Source organism: Pseudomonas sp. NFACC16-2 (assembly GCF_900119205.1).
Taxonomy (GTDB): Bacteria; Pseudomonadota; Gammaproteobacteria; order Pseudomonadales; family Pseudomonadaceae; genus Aquipseudomonas; species Aquipseudomonas fluorescens_Q.
Genome location: NZ_FPIX01000010.1, coordinates 134,821 through 152,394 on the forward strand (window position 1 = coordinate 134,821; position 17,574 = coordinate 152,394).

At 61.0% G+C, this 17,574-nt stretch carries 16 protein-coding genes; 12 read left to right on the forward strand and 4 right to left on the reverse strand.

The features are described 5' to 3' along the window. Positions 1-2 precede the first annotated feature (2 nt). Complete coding sequence (locus BT116_RS11520; RefSeq protein ID WP_072343451.1) at positions 3-2,120, forward strand: hypothetical protein; 2,118 nt, start codon at positions 3-5, stop codon at positions 2,118-2,120. 47 nt (positions 2,121-2,167) lie between these two features. Here the strand turns inward: BT116_RS11520 and BT116_RS11525 are convergent, their stop codons facing one another. After that, positions 2,168-2,362, reverse strand: a complete 195-nt coding sequence (locus BT116_RS11525) for a hypothetical protein (RefSeq protein WP_072343454.1) — start codon at positions 2,360-2,362, stop codon at positions 2,168-2,170. Between the two features lie 356 nt (positions 2,363-2,718). Between BT116_RS11525 and BT116_RS11530 the strand changes: the two genes are divergently transcribed. The 4 genes from BT116_RS11530 to BT116_RS11545 all read left to right on the forward strand — a co-directional run bounded on the left by BT116_RS11530 (position 2,719) and on the right by BT116_RS11545 (position 5,875). Beyond that, a complete protein-coding gene (locus BT116_RS11530) occupies positions 2,719-3,027 on the forward strand; it encodes an arsenate reductase (RefSeq protein WP_256572572.1) in 309 nt (102 codons plus the stop codon). Between the two features lie 32 nt (positions 3,028-3,059). Further along, positions 3,060-4,094: a 2,3,4,5-tetrahydropyridine-2,6-dicarboxylate N-succinyltransferase gene (gene dapD / locus BT116_RS11535; RefSeq protein WP_072343461.1), complete on the forward strand. Its 1,035-nt coding sequence runs from the start codon at positions 3,060-3,062 to the stop codon at positions 4,092-4,094. Positions 4,095-4,268: 174 nt separating this feature from the next. After that, positions 4,269-5,474 (forward strand): aminotransferase class V-fold PLP-dependent enzyme, encoded by a 1,206-nt coding sequence (locus BT116_RS11540; protein WP_072343463.1) that lies wholly within the window; start codon positions 4,269-4,271, stop codon positions 5,472-5,474. Then, the gene (locus BT116_RS11545; RefSeq protein WP_072343465.1) at positions 5,471-5,875 is read left to right on the forward strand and encodes a SufE family protein; all 405 of its coding nucleotides are present in this window, start codon (positions 5,471-5,473) and stop codon (positions 5,873-5,875) included. Before BT116_RS11540 ends, BT116_RS11545 begins: the two co-directional genes overlap by 4 nt. Before the next feature lie 139 nt (positions 5,876-6,014). On the opposite strand, the gene tcdA is transcribed toward BT116_RS11545, so the two are convergent. Next, positions 6,015-6,833 (reverse strand): tRNA cyclic N6-threonylcarbamoyladenosine(37) synthase TcdA, encoded by an 819-nt coding sequence (gene tcdA / locus BT116_RS11550; RefSeq protein WP_030139502.1) that lies wholly within the window; start codon positions 6,831-6,833, stop codon positions 6,015-6,017. 278 nt (positions 6,834-7,111) lie between these two features. On the opposite strand from tcdA, the gene dapE reads away from it, so the two are divergent. From dapE to BT116_RS11565, 3 genes are all read left to right on the forward strand, one after another. Beyond that, a complete protein-coding gene (gene dapE / locus BT116_RS11555; protein WP_072343468.1) occupies positions 7,112-8,263 on the forward strand; it encodes a succinyl-diaminopimelate desuccinylase in 1,152 nt (383 codons plus the stop codon). Beyond that, the gene (locus BT116_RS11560; protein WP_072343470.1) at positions 8,263-9,072 is read left to right on the forward strand and encodes a putative RNA methyltransferase; all 810 of its coding nucleotides are present in this window, start codon (positions 8,263-8,265) and stop codon (positions 9,070-9,072) included. Before dapE ends, BT116_RS11560 begins: the two co-directional genes overlap by 1 nt. 82 nt (positions 9,073-9,154) lie before the next feature. Further along, positions 9,155-9,532, forward strand: a complete 378-nt coding sequence (locus tag BT116_RS11565) for a hypothetical protein (protein ID WP_072343472.1) — start codon at positions 9,155-9,157, stop codon at positions 9,530-9,532. Positions 9,533-9,614: 82 nt separating this feature from the next. Here BT116_RS11565 and BT116_RS11570 read toward each other — a convergent pair whose 3' ends face one another. Continuing rightward, positions 9,615-9,824, reverse strand: coding sequence for a cold shock domain-containing protein (locus tag BT116_RS11570; protein ID WP_003198198.1), 210 nt, complete (start codon positions 9,822-9,824; stop codon positions 9,615-9,617). Between the two features lie 234 nt (positions 9,825-10,058). Between BT116_RS11570 and plsB the strand changes: the two genes are divergently transcribed. The 4 genes from plsB (at position 10,059) to BT116_RS11590 (ending at position 14,337) form a co-directional block, all read left to right on the forward strand. Then, on the forward strand, positions 10,059-12,557 hold the full coding sequence (gene plsB / locus BT116_RS11575; protein ID WP_072343474.1) for a glycerol-3-phosphate 1-O-acyltransferase PlsB: 2,499 nt from the start codon (positions 10,059-10,061) through the stop codon (positions 12,555-12,557). Between the two features lie 187 nt (positions 12,558-12,744). After that, on the forward strand, positions 12,745-13,119 hold the full coding sequence (locus BT116_RS11580) for a hypothetical protein (RefSeq protein ID WP_072343476.1): 375 nt from the start codon (positions 12,745-12,747) through the stop codon (positions 13,117-13,119). 91 nt (positions 13,120-13,210) lie between these two features. Beyond that, positions 13,211-13,615 (forward strand): YbaY family lipoprotein, encoded by a 405-nt coding sequence (locus BT116_RS11585; RefSeq protein ID WP_063322781.1) that lies wholly within the window; start codon positions 13,211-13,213, stop codon positions 13,613-13,615. A 32-nt stretch (positions 13,616-13,647) separates the two neighbouring features. Next, positions 13,648-14,337 (forward strand): DUF4197 domain-containing protein, encoded by a 690-nt coding sequence (locus tag BT116_RS11590; RefSeq protein WP_072343479.1) that lies wholly within the window; start codon positions 13,648-13,650, stop codon positions 14,335-14,337. A 171-nt stretch (positions 14,338-14,508) separates the two neighbouring features. Here the strand turns inward: BT116_RS11590 and BT116_RS11595 are convergent, their stop codons facing one another. Then, positions 14,509-17,574, reverse strand: coding sequence for an efflux RND transporter permease subunit (locus BT116_RS11595; protein WP_072343481.1), 3,066 nt, complete (start codon positions 17,572-17,574; stop codon positions 14,509-14,511).

The following is a 17,574-nucleotide window of genomic DNA, read 5'->3' on the forward strand; positions in this document are numbered from 1 at the left end:
CCTTGTTTATCAAACGTATCAAAATCGCAATCGAAACCACCGGCGGCCCGTTTGGCTTTATGGCGAAATTCGATCGTAACCTGAACATAATCCGCGGTCGGAACTCGTCGGGCAAAAGCAGCATCGTCCACAGCATTCTTTACGCTCTGGGGATGGAAGAGCTGCTGGGCGCCCAGAACGCCGCAGCACTGACTTATGTCCTGAAGGATCATGTCGAGTTCGAGGACGTGAAGTACCCGATCCTACGCTCCGAGGTCATGCTGGAGCTGGAGTCGCTTGGCAAGACGATCACTGTTACCCGCAAAATCAAGGAGGACGGCGTCAACCCAAAGCTGGTCGAGATTCAGGAGTGCGCCGTTCTCAGTGAAGGGGAATCCGGGCCAGTCATCTATCGGTTCCTCCATGACGGCGGGAGCGCCCAGATCAGGGAAGGCTTCTACACCTACCTGGAAAACTTCCTTGGGCTCAGGCTGCCCATGGTGCCCCATACCAACGGCAAGCAGGTGAAGCTCTACCTGCAATACATCTTCGCGGCGATGGTCATTGAGCAAAAGCGTGGCTGGACAGACTACATCGCCAACCTTCCCTACTTCGGGGTCAAGGAAGCCCGGATCAAGATCGTCGACTTTCTGGTTGGCACCAATGTGTTTGAGATGGATGCCAACCGTGCGCGGCTGGATCACGAGTCGCAAGAGCTGAACACCGCTTGGCAAGATACTTATCGGGCAATTAACAGCGATGCCCTGAAAAATTCGATGAAAGTTCTGGGTCTGCCGAAGAATCCGGTGCTGGAGTTCCTCCCAGAGAGCGTGACTTACCAGAAGTCCACACTTCATGGCCTGGTAGCGCTGGACCAGTTCAAAAGCAACCAGATCCAGGCTCTTCAGAAGTTAGCTCAGGATGAGGCAAAGTGGAAAGACACGCTGCCAGAGGAAACACTGAAACTCATCGAATATGAAAGTTCGGCGCTTCAAGAGCTGACAGTCGCATACGAGACCAGTGTTGGTGAGTTGACTCTGCACCGGGCTTCGCGAAACGCCAACGCCATCCACCAGCGGCAAGCTGAAGAAGAGCTGTCGAAGAACCAGGCCGCTCAGAAGCTCATCAAGTATGGCGCCTCACTCGAACTTAATGTGGCCAGCGACGTATGCCCGGCGTGCCATCAGAATATCGGCCACTCCCTGACCGACCTCCATGAAAGCACTCCGCACATGGATATCGAGACCAACATCGATTATCTGAAGTCGCAGATCAAGATGCTGGAGCGGGATACTGCCGGTATCGAGCAATCGGTCAAGGAAACCACCGTGGTTGGTGAAGAGCTGGCCAAGCGGATCAACAGTTCAAAAGCCAAACTTCGCGCCCTAAAATCTGACCTCACCACAAATGCCGTGGTATCGAAGGCAAACCTGCGCCAACAGCTTCAGATCGAGATAAGCATCGAAGAAGTCTCGCAGTTTGTTCAGCGTAACGAAGAGCTATTGGAAACCCTCGCTCAGCTTTCAGATCAGTTCAAACTCAATCAAAAAGCCAGAGCCGCTCTACCGAAAGAACATTACTCTGATGCCGACCTGGCGAAATACGAGTATTTTGGGAAAGTTTTCAGATCGAACGTAAGTTCATTTGATTATCACAGTGCTTCAGTGGCTGACATCAGATTCAATGTGGAAAACCTGCTGCCAGAACTGGACAAGATTGAGCTCAGGGAAATTTACACAAAGGATTTCGCCGAACAGAAGAGCGCTTCGGTTACCAGCACATCCAAGAGCAGTTCCAACATCGCGCGTGAATCCAGCGCCAGTGACTTTGTACGTCTGATCTGGAGTTACATCCTGTCGCTCTACGAAACGTCAGCGAACTTCACCATGAAGGGCAACCATCCGGGATTCATCTTGATGGATGAGCCAGGACAGCACTCCATGGCAACTAAGAGCCAGCTGGCGTTGCTTCAGAAATTATCTGCCCAGAAGAACCTTCAGAGCATCGTCGCAGCGTCATTTGATGACAGCGAAGCGGCGTACCGTGAAGCCACCCACAATGTTGAGTTCAACCTCATTCGCCTCGGCGATAAGGCCATTGTTCCTAACGGGGATACGGTGCTGCTGGGTGATCTCGTCTAGCTCACGCGTGGGGCATGTGAGCAGGCAAGGTCTGCTGCTGACAGGTCTTACGCGTGGTGACGGACATAGCAGGGCCGGTTTTTCGAAGGGCATATCCCGCTGTTTGCGTCCAGGGACGGCCAGGCCAGCAAGGCACCGGCGCCGATCTGCACCAGGGGCAACGGCAACGGGATCAGCCGTCCGATCAGGCGCGACACGCCCACCAGCATCAACAGGATCAGGACGGTATAGGCGCTTTGCATAAACGGACTTCCAATCACAGCAACACACATCCGGCAACAGCTTGCCGTTGAAGTGCCATATTAACCGCCTAGGATTAACTTGGCCGTTACACCTATGTCGCAGCCCCACCTCTTGTGGGAGCGAGCTTGCTCGCGATAGCGGTGTAGCCAGTCGACATCAAGTTTGAATGTAAGACCGCCATCGCGAGCAAGCTCGCTCCCACAGGTTTTGGCGTACAACAACCTGGGCCGTCGCGAAACCGTCCGGTCATGGCATAATCCTTCACCTTTTATTTCCAGCACCTGCAAAGGGGGCAATTTCCTTGACCGATTCAAGCAAAACGTTGCACCTTTTCGGCATCAAAGCCTGTGACACCATGAAAAAGGCGCGCACCTGGCTCGATGAACACGCTGTGCCCTACGACTTTCACGACTACAAGAGCGCCGGCATCGACCGTGAGCACCTGACCCAATGGTGCAACGAACATGGCTGGCAAGTGGTGTTGAACCGTGCCGGTACGACCTTTCGCAAACTCGACGACGAACGCAAAGCCGATCTCGACCAGACGAAAGCCATCGAACTGATGCTCGCCCAACCCTCGATGATCAAGCGCCCGGTGCTCGATCTCGGTGACCGAACCCTGATTGGCTTCAAGCCAGATATCTATGCGGCAGAAATCAAGTAAACCTGCCCAGTCCATTTTGTAGAGGTAATTTCATGTCCACTACCCTGTTCAGCCTGGCCTTCGGTGTCGGCACTCAAAACCGTCAAGGCGCCTGGCTGGAAGTGTTCTACGCACAGCCACTGCTCAACCCGTCGGCTGACATCATCAAGGCCATCGCGCCGATCCTCGGCTACAGCGAAGGCAACCAGGCCATCACCTTCACTACCACCCAGGCCTCGCAACTGGCTGAAGCCCTCAAGGGCGTCGATGCCGCACAAGCCGCGCTGCTGACCCGCCTGGCTGAAAGCCACAAACCGCTGGTCGCCACCCTGCTGGCCGAAGATACCCAACTGAGCTCCACCCCTGAGGCCTACCTCAAGCTGCACCTGCTGTCCCATCGCCTGGTCAAGCCCCACGGCCTGAACCTGGCAGGCATCTTCCCGCTGCTGCCGAACGTGGCCTGGACCAGCCAAGGCGCGATCGACCTGGCCGAACTGGCCGAGCACCAGCTCGAAGCCCGCCTGCGTGGCGAACTGCTGGAAGTGTTCTCGGTGGACAAGTTCCCGAAAATGACCGACTACGTGGTCCCGGCCGGCGTGCGTATCGCCGATGCCGCGCGGATCCGCCTGGGCGCCTATGTGGGTGAAGGCACCACGGTCATGCACGAAGGTTTCGTCAACTTCAACGCCGGCACCGAAGGCCCGGGCATGATCGAAGGCCGCGTATCGGCGGGCGTGTTCGTCGGCAAGGGTTCGGACCTGGGCGGCGGCTGCTCCACCATGGGCACCCTGTCGGGCGGCGGCAACATCGTGATCAAGGTCGGCGAAGGCTGCCTGATCGGCGCCAACGCCGGCATCGGTATCCCGCTGGGCGACCGCAACACCGTGGAGTCGGGCCTGTATGTGACCGCCGGCACCAAAGTGAAGCTGCTGGACGAAAACAACCAACTGGTCAAAGTGGTCAAGGCCCGCGACCTGGCTGGCCAGCCCGACCTGTTGTTCCGCCGCAATTCCGAGACCGGCGCGGTGGAATGCAAGACGCACAAGTCGGCCATCGAGCTGAACGAAGCACTGCACGCTCACAACTAAGCGTCACACCACCACCTGTGGGAGCGAGCCTTTGTGGGAGCTGAGCTTGCTCGCGATGAACGATGACGCGGTCTTGCAGTTGAACCGTGTCGCTGCCATCGCGAGCAAGCTTGGCTCCCACAAAAAAAGCCCGCTCCCACAGGGTCCGGCGTCATTCCAGCAGGGCCCGAAAGCATGTTGATTCCCTCCCCCTGGCGCACCGACTTCCCGGCCATCGCCGCCCTGCAACGGCAAGGCCAGACCTACCTGGACAGCGCCGCCACCACGCAAAAACCTCAAGCACTGCTGGACGCCCTGACGCATTACTACGCCAACGGCGCGGCCAACGTGCACCGTGCGCAACATTTGCCGGGCGCCCATGCCACCCAGGCGTTCGAGGACAGCCGCCTCAAGGCTTCGCAATGGCTCAATGCCGGAAACTGCGGGCAGGTGGTCTTCACCCACGGCGCGACTTCGGCGCTGAATCTGCTGGCCTATGGGCTGGAACATTTATTCAACCCGGGCGACGAGATCGTCATCAGCGCCCTGGAACACCACGCCAACCTGCTGCCGTGGCAGCAATTGGCCGAGCGTCGTTCGTTGACCCTGGTGGTGTTGCCACTGGACGCCGACGGGGTGATCGATTCTGGCGCAGCCGCCGAACTGATCGGCCCGCGTACGCGCTTGCTGGCGGTGAGCCAGTTATCCAATGTGCTGGGCGCCTGGCAGCCGGTGCCGGCGCTGCTGGCGCTGGCCAATGCCCAAGGCGCGTTGACGGTGATCGACGGCGCCCAAGGCGTGGTCCATGGTCGCCATGATGTGGAGGCGCTGGGCTGCGACTTTTATGTGTTTTCCAGCCACAAACTCTACGGCCCAGACGGGCTGGGCGTGCTGTTTGGCCGTACCGAAGCCCTTGGCAACCTGCGTCATTGGCAATTCGGCGGCGAAATGGTGCAACAGGCCGATTACCACAGCGCCACCTTCCGTCCGGCGCCGCTGGGCTTCGAAGCCGGCACGCCGCCGATTGCCAGCGTGATCGGGCTGGGGGCAACCCTGGATTACCTGTCCGACCTCGATCCGCAGGCGGTCATCGACCACGAGGCGGCGCTGCACGACTACCTGCTCCATGGCCTGCGGGCCCGCAACGGCGTGCGCCTGGTGGGCAACCCGCGCCTGGCCTTGGTCAGCTTCGTGGTCGAAGGCATCCACAACGCCGACTTGGCCCACCTGCTGACCGAGCAAGGCATCGCCGTGCGCGCCGGACATCACTGCGCCATGCCGCTGTTCAAGCACCTGAAACTTTCCGGGGCGATCCGCGTGTCGCTGGCGCTGTACAACGACTCCGCCGACATCGAACGCTTCTTCGAAGCCCTCGACCAGGCCTTGGAGATGTTGCGATGAACCTGCCCGCCGAGGCTGCCACAGCGCTACAGATTTTCCAGGACGCGTCAGGTTGGGAACAACGGGCCCGGCTGCTGATGCAATGGGGCGAACGTTTGCCGCCGTTGAGCGATGCGGACAAGTGTGAGGCCAACCTCGTCCACGGGTGTGAAAGCCAAGTGTGGCTGGTGGGACAGTTGCACGACGGGCATTGGCAGTTTTATGCCAGCAGCGATGCGCGGTTGATCCGTGGGCTGGTGGCGTTGCTGCTGGCGCGGGTCAACGGGTTGTCCGCTGAGGCGTTGCAGCAGGTGGATCTGCCAGATTGGTTCAACCAGCTGGGATTGTCGCGGCAGTTGTCGCCGTCCCGTAGCAATGGCTTGAATGCGGTGTTGAAGCGGATGCGCGAGTTGACTCAATGATTGTGGCGAGGGGATTTATCCCCGTTGGGCTGCGAAGCAGCCCTAAAGCAGTCAACTCAAGCTGTCTGACACAGCGCATTGTTAGGTTTGAGGGCTGCTTCAGCCCAGCGGGGATAAATCCCCTCGCCACATAAAGCGCTCACTGCCCAGGCTTGACCCTGTCAGCCGGTCGCCGCACTCCGGCCACAATCTTATCCACAGCCTTGGTCGCCGCGACCATGCCAAACGTCGCCGTGACCATCATCACCGCGCCAAACCCACCGGCGCAGTCGAGCTTGACGCCGTCGCCGACAAAACTTTTCTGCAGGCAAATGCTGCCGTCCGGTTTCGGGTAGCGCAGTTGTTCGGTGGAGAACACGCAAGGCACGCTGTAGTGGCGGGTCACGGTGCGGGAAAAGCCGTAGTCGCGGCGCAAGGTGGAACGTACCTTGGAGGCCAGTGGATCGTTGAACGTGCGGTTCAAGTCGCAGACCTGGATCAGCGTCGGGTCGATCTGCCCGCCCGCGCCACCGGTGGTGATGATCTGGATCTTGCGGCGCTTGCACCAGGCGATCAGCGCAGCCTTGGCGTTGACGCTGTCGATGCAGTCGATCACGCAGTCGATGTTCGGCGTGATGTATTCGGCCATGGTGTCGCGGGTGACGAAGTCGGCCACCGCATGCACCGTGCAATCGGGGTTGATCCCGCGCAGCCGCTCGGCCATGACCTCGACCTTGGGCTTGCCGACGGTGCTGTCCAGTGCGTGCAACTGACGGTTGGCGTTGCTGACGCAAACATCGTCCAGGTCGAACAGCGAGATCTCGCCCACGCCGCAACGGGCGATGGCTTCCGCCGCCCAGGAGCCGACACCGCCAACCCCGACAATCGCCACATGGGCCGCCCGCAGGCGCTCCAGGCCTTCGATGCCATACAAACGGGCGATGCCGGCAAACCGTGGATCTTCTGTACTCATGACCATTACCCCAAAAACCGGCGCGCATTATAGGGCTTTGCTGGAGCAAATTAAGCAAAACCTCTGTGGGAGCGAACTTGCTCGCGATGGCGGTGTATCAGTCGACATCGATGCTGGCTGATCTGACGCCATCGCGAGCAAGCTCGCTCCCACAGGTTTTGTGTTCCACCTGTCCCGCACCAGGGGCCCATGGTGGTCGTTTTGCTATAAGATAACTGCCATTTTGCGCGAGCCAGCCCGCGCCTGTACAAGCCTTGCGTCCATTCTATATTTCCGGAGCTTCCATGACGGCCCACGCCGACCTCTCGCCGACCCTGCAACTCGCTTGCGATCTGATCCGCCGTCCGTCCGTGACGCCGGTGGATGCCGATTGTCAGAAACTGATGATGCAACGCCTGGGCGACGCCGGTTTCAAGCTCGAGCCGATGCGCATCGAGGATGTGGATAACTTCTGGGCCAGCCACGGCAAGCATGACGGCCCGGTGCTGTGCTTCGCCGGGCACACCGACGTGGTGCCGACCGGTCCGGTGCAGGCCTGGCAGCTCGACCCGTTCGATGCGGTCATCGACGAGCACGGCATGCTCTGCGGCCGTGGCGCGGCGGACATGAAAGGCAGCCTGGCGGCGATGATCGTGGCGGCCGAGCGCTTCGTCGCCGACTACCCGGACCACAAGGGCTCGCTGACCTTCCTGATCACCAGCGATGAAGAAGGCCCTGCGCACCACGGCACCAAGGCCGTGGTCGAGCGCCTCAAGGCCCGTCAGGAACGGCTGGACTGGTGCATCGTCGGCGAACCGTCGAGCACCACCCTGGTGGGCGACGTGGTCAAGAACGGCCGGCGCGGTTCCCTCGGCGCGAAGCTGACCGTGCGTGGCAAGCAGGGCCACGTGGCTTATCCACACCTGGCGAAAAACCCGATCCACCTGGCCGCTCCAGCGTTGGCAGAATTGGCCGCCGAGCATTGGGACCACGGCAACGACTTCTTCCCGCCCACCAGTTTCCAGATCTCCAACCTCAACGCCGGCACCGGCGCGACCAACGTGATCCCCGGTGACCTGGTGGCGGTGTTCAACTTCCGTTTCTCCACCGAATCCACCGTCGAAGGCCTGCAACAACGCGTCGCCGACATCCTCGACAAGCATCAGTTGGACTGGCACATCGACTGGGCGCTGTCCGGCCTGCCATTCCTCACCGAACCGGGCGCGCTGCTCGATGCGGTGTCGTCGAGCATCCGGGATGTCACCGGCCGCGAGACCCAGGCGTCTACCAGCGGCGGCACGTCCGACGGTCGCTTCATCGCCACCATGGGTACGCAAGTGGTGGAACTGGGGCCGGTCAACGCGACCATCCACCAGGTCAACGAACGCGTACTGGCCGCCGATCTCGACGTACTGACCGAGATCTACTACAAGACGCTGATCAAGTTGCTCGCCTGATGCTCGCCTGCCCTATTTGCAGTGAACCGCTGAACGCGGTGGACAACGGCGTGGTGTGCCCGGCCGGCCACCGCTTCGACCGCGCGCGGCAGGGTTACCTGAACCTGCTGCCGGTGCAACACAAGAACAGCCGCGACCCCGGCGACAACCAGGCGATGGTCGAAGCCCGGCGCGATTTTCTCAACGCCGGGCATTACGCCCCGGTCGCACGGCGCCTGGCCGAACTGGCCGCCGAGCGTGCACCCGGGCGTTGGCTGGACATCGGCTGCGGCGAGGGTTACTACACCGCGCAGATCGCCGAGGCGTTGCCCCATGCCGATGGCTATGCCCTGGACATTTCCCGCGAGGCGGTCAAGCGCGCCTGCAAACGCAACCCGCAGCTGACCTGGTTGATCGCCAGCATGGCCCGGGTGCCGCTGGCCGACGGTTGCTGCCAGTTCCTGGCCAGCGTGTTCAGTCCGCTGGACTGGCAGGAGGCCAAGCGCTTGCTCAGCCCCGGCGGCGGCCTGATGAAAGTTGGCCCCACCGCCGGCCATCTGATGGAATTGCGCGAGCGGTTGTACGACGAAGTGCGCGAGTACACCGACGACAAGCACCTGGCCCTGGTGCCGGCGGGCATGGTCCTGAATCACAGCGAAACCCTCGAATTCAAGCTGACGCTCGCCAGTGGCCAGGACCGCGCCAACCTGCTGGCCATGACGCCCCACGGCTGGCGCGCCAGTGCCGAACGCCGTGCCAGCGTGATCGAGCAGGCCGAGCCGTTCCAGGTCACGGTGTCGATGCGCTACGATTATTTCGTTCTTCAATAACCTTTTGATTCCGGGCCCGGGCAACCGCTCGGGCCCCGTTAAATCCGCGAATGGATTTTTCAAGACCGCAGCGAGGACATCCATGCGCCAACCCGATATCGAGATTTACCTCAAAGACGCCGACGTCGACCACAAGGCCATCGCCGCTTGGCTCGGCCAGGCCCTGGGCCCGTGCAGCGACTGGGTCCAGAAAGGCCAGACCTACAAGTGCAAGGCCGGCAACATCCCGGTGACCTGGCTGCCCAAGGCCGTGGGCAAATGGAACAGCCTGTACCTGGAAAGTGACCAGACCCCGTGGGAAGACGACATCGCCTGCGCCCGCGCCGCCTTCGCCGCACTGAACATCGAAGTGCGCTGCGCGCCTGGGTCATGGGTCGAGGAAGAAGGAGAGGAATCGGCGGATCGCTGGATTCGCATCAGTGCCGATGGGGAAGAAGAGATTACCTGGAAGACGGCCTGACGCAGACTTCCAGCCCACCGAAGAGCCAATGTGGGAGCGAGCTTGCTCCCACAATGGGTTTCGCGTAGCCAGTGAATGCGGTTTACAACCCCACCACATCCTCAGCCTGCAGGCCTTTCTGCCCTTCCACGACCGCGTACTCGACCTGCTGGCCTTCGGTCAGGGAACGGTGGCCTTCACCGCGGATGGCGCGGTAATGCACGAACACATCCGCCCCGCCTTCGCGTTGGATGAAGCCGTAACCCTTGGCGTCGTTGAACCACTTCACACTGCCGGTTTCCCGTGCTGCCATGATGCTCACTCCCATTTTTATCTTATAAGTCGGCTTTTCGATGGAAAGCCGTACGAACTTTCACCACCGTCAGGCCGTCCATGGGGAGGCCGGGTAGCAACCTGGCGAGTATATGACACCCGGAAAAACTCTCAACTGACTTTACTTCGGCGCTTTTTTGCCGATTTTCGATGAATCCGGCACACTAGCGAGCCCGAGCAGCCGCTCGGTTTTATTCACTCATGCAGAAGCCGTATGACCCGCTCCCCGTTCCGCCGTCTTGTGTTTGGCACCCTGCGCCGACTGTTGTACCTCTGGGTTCGCTCCGAGACCATCAACCAGTCGTCCTTTACCCTCAACCTCGACCGCAGTCGTCCGGTGTTCTACGTCCTGCAAGACCCTTCGCTCACTGACCTGGCGGTGCTCGACACCGAATGCACCAAGGCCGGCCTGCCCCGTCCGGTGCTGCCGGTCTCGGTGGGCAACCTGCTGGAACCGGCGGCGTTTTTCTACCTGACCCCAGCGCCGGACTGGCTCGGCCGCCAGGACAAGCGCGGTGCGCCGCCCACCCTGACGCGACTGGTCAACGCCCTGACCCACAATGCCGCCGAAGACGCCCAGATCATCCCGGTCAGCGTGTTCTGGGGCCAGTCGCCCGACAGCGAATCCAGCCCCTGGAAGCTGTTGTTCGCCGACAGCTGGGCCGTCACCGGACGCCTGCGCCGCTTGCTGAGCATCATGATCCTGGGGCGCAAGACCCGCGTGCAATTCTCCGCGCCGATCCACCTGCGCGAGCTGATTGAACACGATAAGGGCCACGAGCGCACCGTGCGCATGGCCCAACGGATCCTGCGGGTGCACTTTCGCAACCTGAAGGCCGCGGTCATCGGCCCCGACATTTCCCATCGGCGCAACCTGGTCAAGGGCCTGCTGAACCAGCCGCTGGTCAAGCAGGCGATTATCGACGAGGCCGAGCGGGAAAAGATCACCCCGGAAAAAGCCAAGGCCCAGGCCCTGCGCTATGGCAACGAAATCGCCTCGGACTACACCTACACCGCGATCCGCTTCCTGGAAGTGGTGCTCAGCTGGTTCTGGAACAAGATCTACGACGGCATCAAGGTCAACCATATCGAAGGTGTGCAAAACGTTGCCCAGGGCCACGAAGTCATCTACGTGCCGTGCCACCGCAGCCACATCGACTACCTGCTGCTGTCGTACCTGTTGTTTCGCAACGGCCTGACCCCGCCGCACATCGCCGCCGGCATCAACCTCAACATGCCGGTGATCGGCGGCCTGTTGCGCCGAGGCGGGGCTTTCTTCATGCGCCGCACCTTCAAGGGCAACCCGCTCTACACCGCAGTATTCAACGAATACCTGCACACGCTGTTCACCAAAGGTTTCCCGGTGGAGTACTTCGTCGAGGGTGGGCGCTCGCGCACCGGACGCATGCTGCAACCCAAGACCGGCATGCTTGCCATCACCCTGCGCAGTTTCCTGCGTTCATCGCGCATGCCCATCGTGTTCGTGCCGGTCTACATCGGTTATGAGCGCGTACTGGAAGGCCGCACCTACCTGGGCGAGCTGCGCGGGGCCAGCAAGAAAAAAGAATCGATCTTCGACATCTTCAAGGTCATCGGCGCCCTCAAGCAACGCTTCGGCCAGGTGGCAGTGAACTTCGGCGAACCGATCAAGCTGGCGGAATTCCTCGACGGTGAACAGCCGGGTTGGCGCCAACAGGAGCTGGGGCCGCAGTTCAAGCCGGCCTGGCTCAACGCGACCACCCACCGCCTCGGCGAGCGCGTGGCCCGGCACCTGAACGAAGCCGCAGCGATCAACCCGGTCAACCTCGTCGCCCTGGCGCTGCTGTCCACCAGCCGCCTGGCCCTGGACGACCGCGCCATGGCCCGGGTGCTCGACCTGTACTTGGCGTTGCTGCGCAAGGTCCCGTACTCGCCCCACACCACCCTGCCCGAAGGCGATGGCCGGGCGCTGATCGAACATGTGAAAGGCATGGACCTGCTGTCGGAACAGAGCGATGCCCTGGGCAAGATTTTGTACCTGGATGAGCAGAACGCGGTACTGATGACCTACTACCGCAACAACGTCCTGCACATCTTCGCCCTGCCGGCGTTGCTGGCGAGCTTCTTCCAGAGCAGCTCGCGCATGAGTCGCGAGCAGATCCTGCGCTACACCCATGCGTTGTACCCGTACTTGCAATCGGAGTTGTTCATTCGCTGGTCGCTGGAAGAACTGGACGGCGTGGTCGACCAGTGGCTCGAAGCATTCGTCGAACAAGGCCTGCTGCGTTTCGAAAATGACCTGTACCTGCGTCCGGCGCCAAGTTCGCGGCACTTCGTGCTGCTGACCCTGCTGTCGAAAAGCATCGCCCAGACCTTGCAGCGCTTCTACATGACCGTTTCGCTGCTGCTCAACAGCGGCCAGAACACCATCAGCGCCGAAGAACTGGAAGACCTCTGCACCGTCATGGCCCAGCGCCTGTCGATCCTGCATGGCCTGAATGCGCCGGAGTTCTTCGACAAGAGCCTGTTCCGCCACTTCATCCAGACGATGCTCGACCTCGATGTACTGCGCCGCGACGAAGCCGGCAAACTCAGCTACCACGAGCTACTGGGCGAACTGGCCGAAGGCGCAGCCAAGCGGGTGCTGCCAGCGGAAATTCGCCTGTCGATCCGTCAGGTGGCGCTGCATCGCAGTGACGATGCAGCGGACGTCGCCATCAGCTCCGACAGTTGAAGGTTGCCGATCACTCACCGAGAAGCACGGAAGGTTCCGGTGAGTTGATGGGGCAGTCAACGAGTTTACTCCGACGCTGCGCAGCGGCTAAGGTGACGTCAAACGAAGAAAAGACCTACAGAGAACTTTGGAGCAGGCCTCTAGGATGGGTTCACGTCAATGTCGACGTACTGAAAAGGAATTCAGCATGAACATCATCACGTTAACCCTGCAACTGCCCGAAGGCTTTCAACTCCCACAAGACGCTCGCACCGAAGTCAGTGTGCGCAATGCAGCCGGTGCACAGATCAGCGCCAGTGGCGGCCAGGGCTCCAATGTGGCGCCTAAGGAGCCAGTGGCCCAGCAGCCTTGGCAATATCGCTTTCTTGTCGAGCCCAAGATGACCTCCGTAGGGGAGAAACTCTCGGTCAAGGTACAAGCGTACCGAGGCGACACCGCTCTTTTTCTTGAAACCGAACAGGCCTTCACCTGGGACGGCGGCAATCAACACGTTGACATCCCGCTGAGCCTGGCGCCAGCATCGCTGGCTGAAACTGTTCAAGCACCCGCGTTCGGTTCCTGAACCGCGACGTTACGAATGGATGCTTGGACGCAAACCCGCTAAATGCTCATTGACGCCCGTGTGGCTGGCGTCAATGAGCCAGGTGCATCCAATGAAAAAACTTGCTCTGCTTGCATCCATGGCATTACTGGCCGCTTGCCAATCGGCAACGCCCCCCTCCACGACCGTTGCGGCCCTCGATGGCGAAGTGTTCTATCTGCAACGCATTGCCCTGCCACCCAACGCTACCTTGAGCGTGAGCCTGCAGGACGTTTCCCTCGCCGACGCCCCTGCGGTGGTCCTCGATGAGCAGAGCGGCCCGATCAAAGGCCAGGTCCCGCTGCCGTTCCACCTCAGTTATGATCCAACCCAGGTCAAGCCCGGCCACCGTTATGCCGTGAGCGCCCGCATCGAAGTGGACGGCCAGTTGATGTTCATCACCACCGAACAACACACCGTGCAACTCGATGGCAAGGATCCGCAGCCGTTGAAGATTCGCGTCAACGCCGCACGCTGAGTCCTTTTCAAATTCTCTTCAAGGAAGCCCTCATGCTCCGTCCTACTCTCCGTTTCACCGGCCTGTGCGCGGGCCTGCTGATCTGCGCCAATGCCATGGCCCTGTCCCTGGGTGACCTGTCGCAAAAAGACGCCACGGGCGGTCTCAAGGACGCCTTGACCCAAGGCGCGCAAGTGGCGGTCAAGCAACTGGGCACACCCGGCGGCTTCAGCAACAACCCGGATGTGAAAATCGAACTGCCGGGCAAACTCGGCAAAGTCGCCAGCAAGATGAAAGCCTTCGGCATGGGTGACCAGGTCGATCAACTGGAAACCAGCATGAACCAGGCCGCTGAGGCTGCCGTGGTCCAGGCCCAGCCGATCCTGGTCAATGCCGTGAAGAACATGAGCGTGAGCGATGCCAAGGGCATCTTGAGCGGCGGCAACGACTCGGCCACGCAATACCTGAACAAGAGCAGCCGCGAGCAGATCCGCGCCAAGTTCCTGCCCATCGTCAAGCAAGCCACCGACAAGGTCGGCCTGGCGCAGAAATACAATGCCTTCGCCGGCCAGGCCGCGACCTTCGGCGTGCTGGATGCCAAGAGCGCCAACATCGAGAACTACGTGACCGAGCAGGCGCTGGACGGTTTGTTCGAGATGATCGGCAAGCAGGAAGCCACCATTCGCCAGAACCCGGCGGCGGCGGCGACCAGCTTGGCGAAGAAGGTTTTCGGCACCCTCTAGACCTCAGTGCAAAACACCTGTGGTGAGGGGATTTATCCCCGTTGGGCTGCACAGCAGCCCTCAAATCAGGCAATTCGGTGTGTCAGGAAGATTGAGTCCTCTGCTTTAGGGCTGCTACGCAGCCCAGCGGGGATAAATCCCCTCGCCACAGGTTCGGTGTGCAGCTGTTGATCAGGTTTTCTTGACCCTGAACCAAGCCGCATACAGCGCGGGCAAAAACAGCAACGTCAACGCGGTCGCCACGATCAACCCGCCCATGATCGCCACGGCCATCGGGCCGAAGAACAGGCTGCGCGACAGCGGGATCATCGCCAGCACCGCCGCCAGTGCCGTGAGCACAATCGGGCGGAAGCGGCGCACTGTCGCTTCGATGATCGCCTGCCAGGGCGACAGCCCCGCCTTGATGTCCTGTTCGATCTGGTCCACCAGGATCACCGAGTTGCGCATGATCATCCCCGACAGCGCGATCGTGCCGAGCATGGCGACAAAACCAAACGGCTGGCGGAACATCAACAGGAACAGCGTGACACCGATCAACCCCAGTGGCGCGGTCAGAAACACCATGGCCGTGCGCGAAAAACTGCGCAGTTGCAGCATCAGCAAGGTCAGCACCACCACGATGAACAACGGTACCCCGGCGTTCACCGATTTCTGGCCGCGGGCCGAATCCTCTACCGTACCGCCCACCTCCAGCAGGTAACCGTCCGGCAGTTGCGCACGAATCGGCTCCAGGGTCGGGAAGATCTGCTGCACCAGGGTCGCCGGTTGTTCCTTGCCGTAGATATCGGCCCGTACGGTCACGCTCGGCAAGCGGTTGCGGTGCCAGATCACGCCTTCTTCGAAACCGTATTCCAAGGTCGCGATCTGCGACAGGGCAACGCTCTTGCCGTTGTCGGTCGGCACCGCCAGGCTCGGCAGCAAAGACAGCTCGGTACGCTCATGCACCGTGCCACGCAGCAGGATCTCGATCAGTTCGTTATCTTCCCGGTACTGGCTGACGCTGGAGCCGGTAAGGGAGCTGCGCAGGAAGCTTGCCAGGGTGGCCGTGCTCACCCCGAGGGCTCGGGCACGGTCCTGATCGACGTTCAGGTACACCACCTTGCTCGGTTCTTCCCAGTCCAGGTGCACATTGGTCACGTAAGGGTTTTCGCGAACTTTTTCCGCCACTTTGCGCGCCAGGGCGCGAACCTTTTCGATGTGCTCGCCCGTGACGCGGAACTGCACCGGGTAGCCGACCGGCGGGCCGTTTTCCAAGCGAGTGACCCGCGAGCGCAGGGTCGGGAACTGTTCGTTCAGGGTCGCGATCAACCAACTGCGCAAAGGCTCGCGGTCTTCGATGGTCTTGGCCAGCACCACGAACTGGGCAAAGCTGGACGCCGGCAGTTGTTGGTCCAGCGGCAGGTAGAAGCGCGGTGAACCGGTGCCGACGTAGGCCACGTAATTGTCGATGCCCGCGTGGTCCTTGAGCAGCGCTTCAAGGCGCTTGACCTGCTCGGCGGTGTTGCTCAGGGAGGCGCCTTCCTGCAGCTTCAGGTCGACCATCAGCTCCAGCCGCCCCGATGCCGGGAAGAACTGCTGCGGCACGAAACGGAACAACACCACCGAGCCGACGAACAACAGCACGGTCAGGATGATGACGGTTTTGCGGCGACGTACGCACCACTCCACCATCCGCCGGACACGCTGATAGAACGGCGTGCCGTACGGGTCGGTCTGGCCGTCAGCCGTGCCATGTTTGGCCGCGTGAATTTTCGCCAGGTCCGGCAGGAGCTTTTCCCCCAGGTACGGCACAAACACCACGGCAGCCACCCAGGATGCCAGCAATGCCAGGGTCACGACCTGGAAAATCGAACGGGTGTATTCGCCGGTGCCCGATTGCGCGGTGGCGATTGGCAGGAAGCCGGCCGCGGTGATCAACGTACCGGTGAGCATCGGGAATGCCGTGCTGGTCCAGGCAAAACTGGCGGCCTTGATCCGGTCGAAGCCCTGCTCCATCTTGATCGCCATCATCTCCACCGCGATGATCGCGTCGTCCACCAGCAGCCCCAGCGCCAATACCAGCGCGCCGAGGGAAATCTTGTGCAGGCCGATGCCCAGGTAGAACATCGCGGCAAACGTCATTGCCAGCACCAGCGGGATCGCCAGGGCCACCACCATCCCAGTGCGCAGCCCAAGGGAGAAGAAGCTCACCAGCAACACAATCGTCAGCGCTTCCACCAACACCTGGACGAACTCACCGACCCCGGTCTTCACCGCCGCCGGCTGGTCCGACACCTTGCGCAATTGCATGCCGGCCGGGAGCGTGTTCTGGATCCGGGCAAAATCGACCTCGAGGGCCTTGCCCAGCACCAGGATGTCACCACCGTCCTTCATGGCCACCGCCAGGCCGATGGCATCTTCACCCATGAAACGCATGCGTGGCGCCGGTGGGTCATTGAACCCCCGGCGCACATCCGCCAGATCGCTGATACGCAACGTACGATCGGCGACCCGGATCGGGAAGTTGCGGATCTCTTCCACGGTCTGGAAATTCCCGGAAACCCGTAGCTGCAGGCGCTCGCTGCCGGTTTCGAAGAAGCCAGCGGTCGATACGGCGTTCTGCTCTTCCAAGGCCTGCTGGACAGCCGCCAAGGGCAGGCCGAGGGTCGCCAGTTTCACGTTCGACAGCTCGATCCAGATCTTCTCGTCCTGCAAACCGAGCAGTTCGACCTTGCCCACGTCCTTGACCCGTTGCAGCTGGATCTGGATGCGGTCGGCGTAGTCCTTGAGCACGGCGTAGTCGAAGCCGTCACCGGTCAGCGCATAGATGTTGCCGAAGGTGGTGCCGAACTCATCGTTGAAAAATGGCCCTTGGATACCCGGCGGCAAGGTGTGGCGGATGTCACTGACCTTCTTGCGGATCTGGTACCACAGCTCGGGGATCTGCACCGAATGCAGGGAGTCACGGGCCACGAAGGTCACCTGGGACTCGCCCGGACGGGAGAACGAGACGATCCTTTCGTAATCGCCGGTTTCCATCAGTTTCTTTTCGATGCGCTCAGTGACCTGTCGCGAGACTTCCTCGGCCGTGGCGCCCGGCCAGTTGGTGCGGATGACCATGGCCTTGAAGGTGAACGGCGGGTCTTCGCTCTGACCGAGCTTGGTGTAGGAAAGCGCGCCAACGACGGCCAGCAACAACATCAGGAACAGTACGATCTGGCGGTTGCGCAGCGCCCATTCGGAAAGATTGAAACCCAT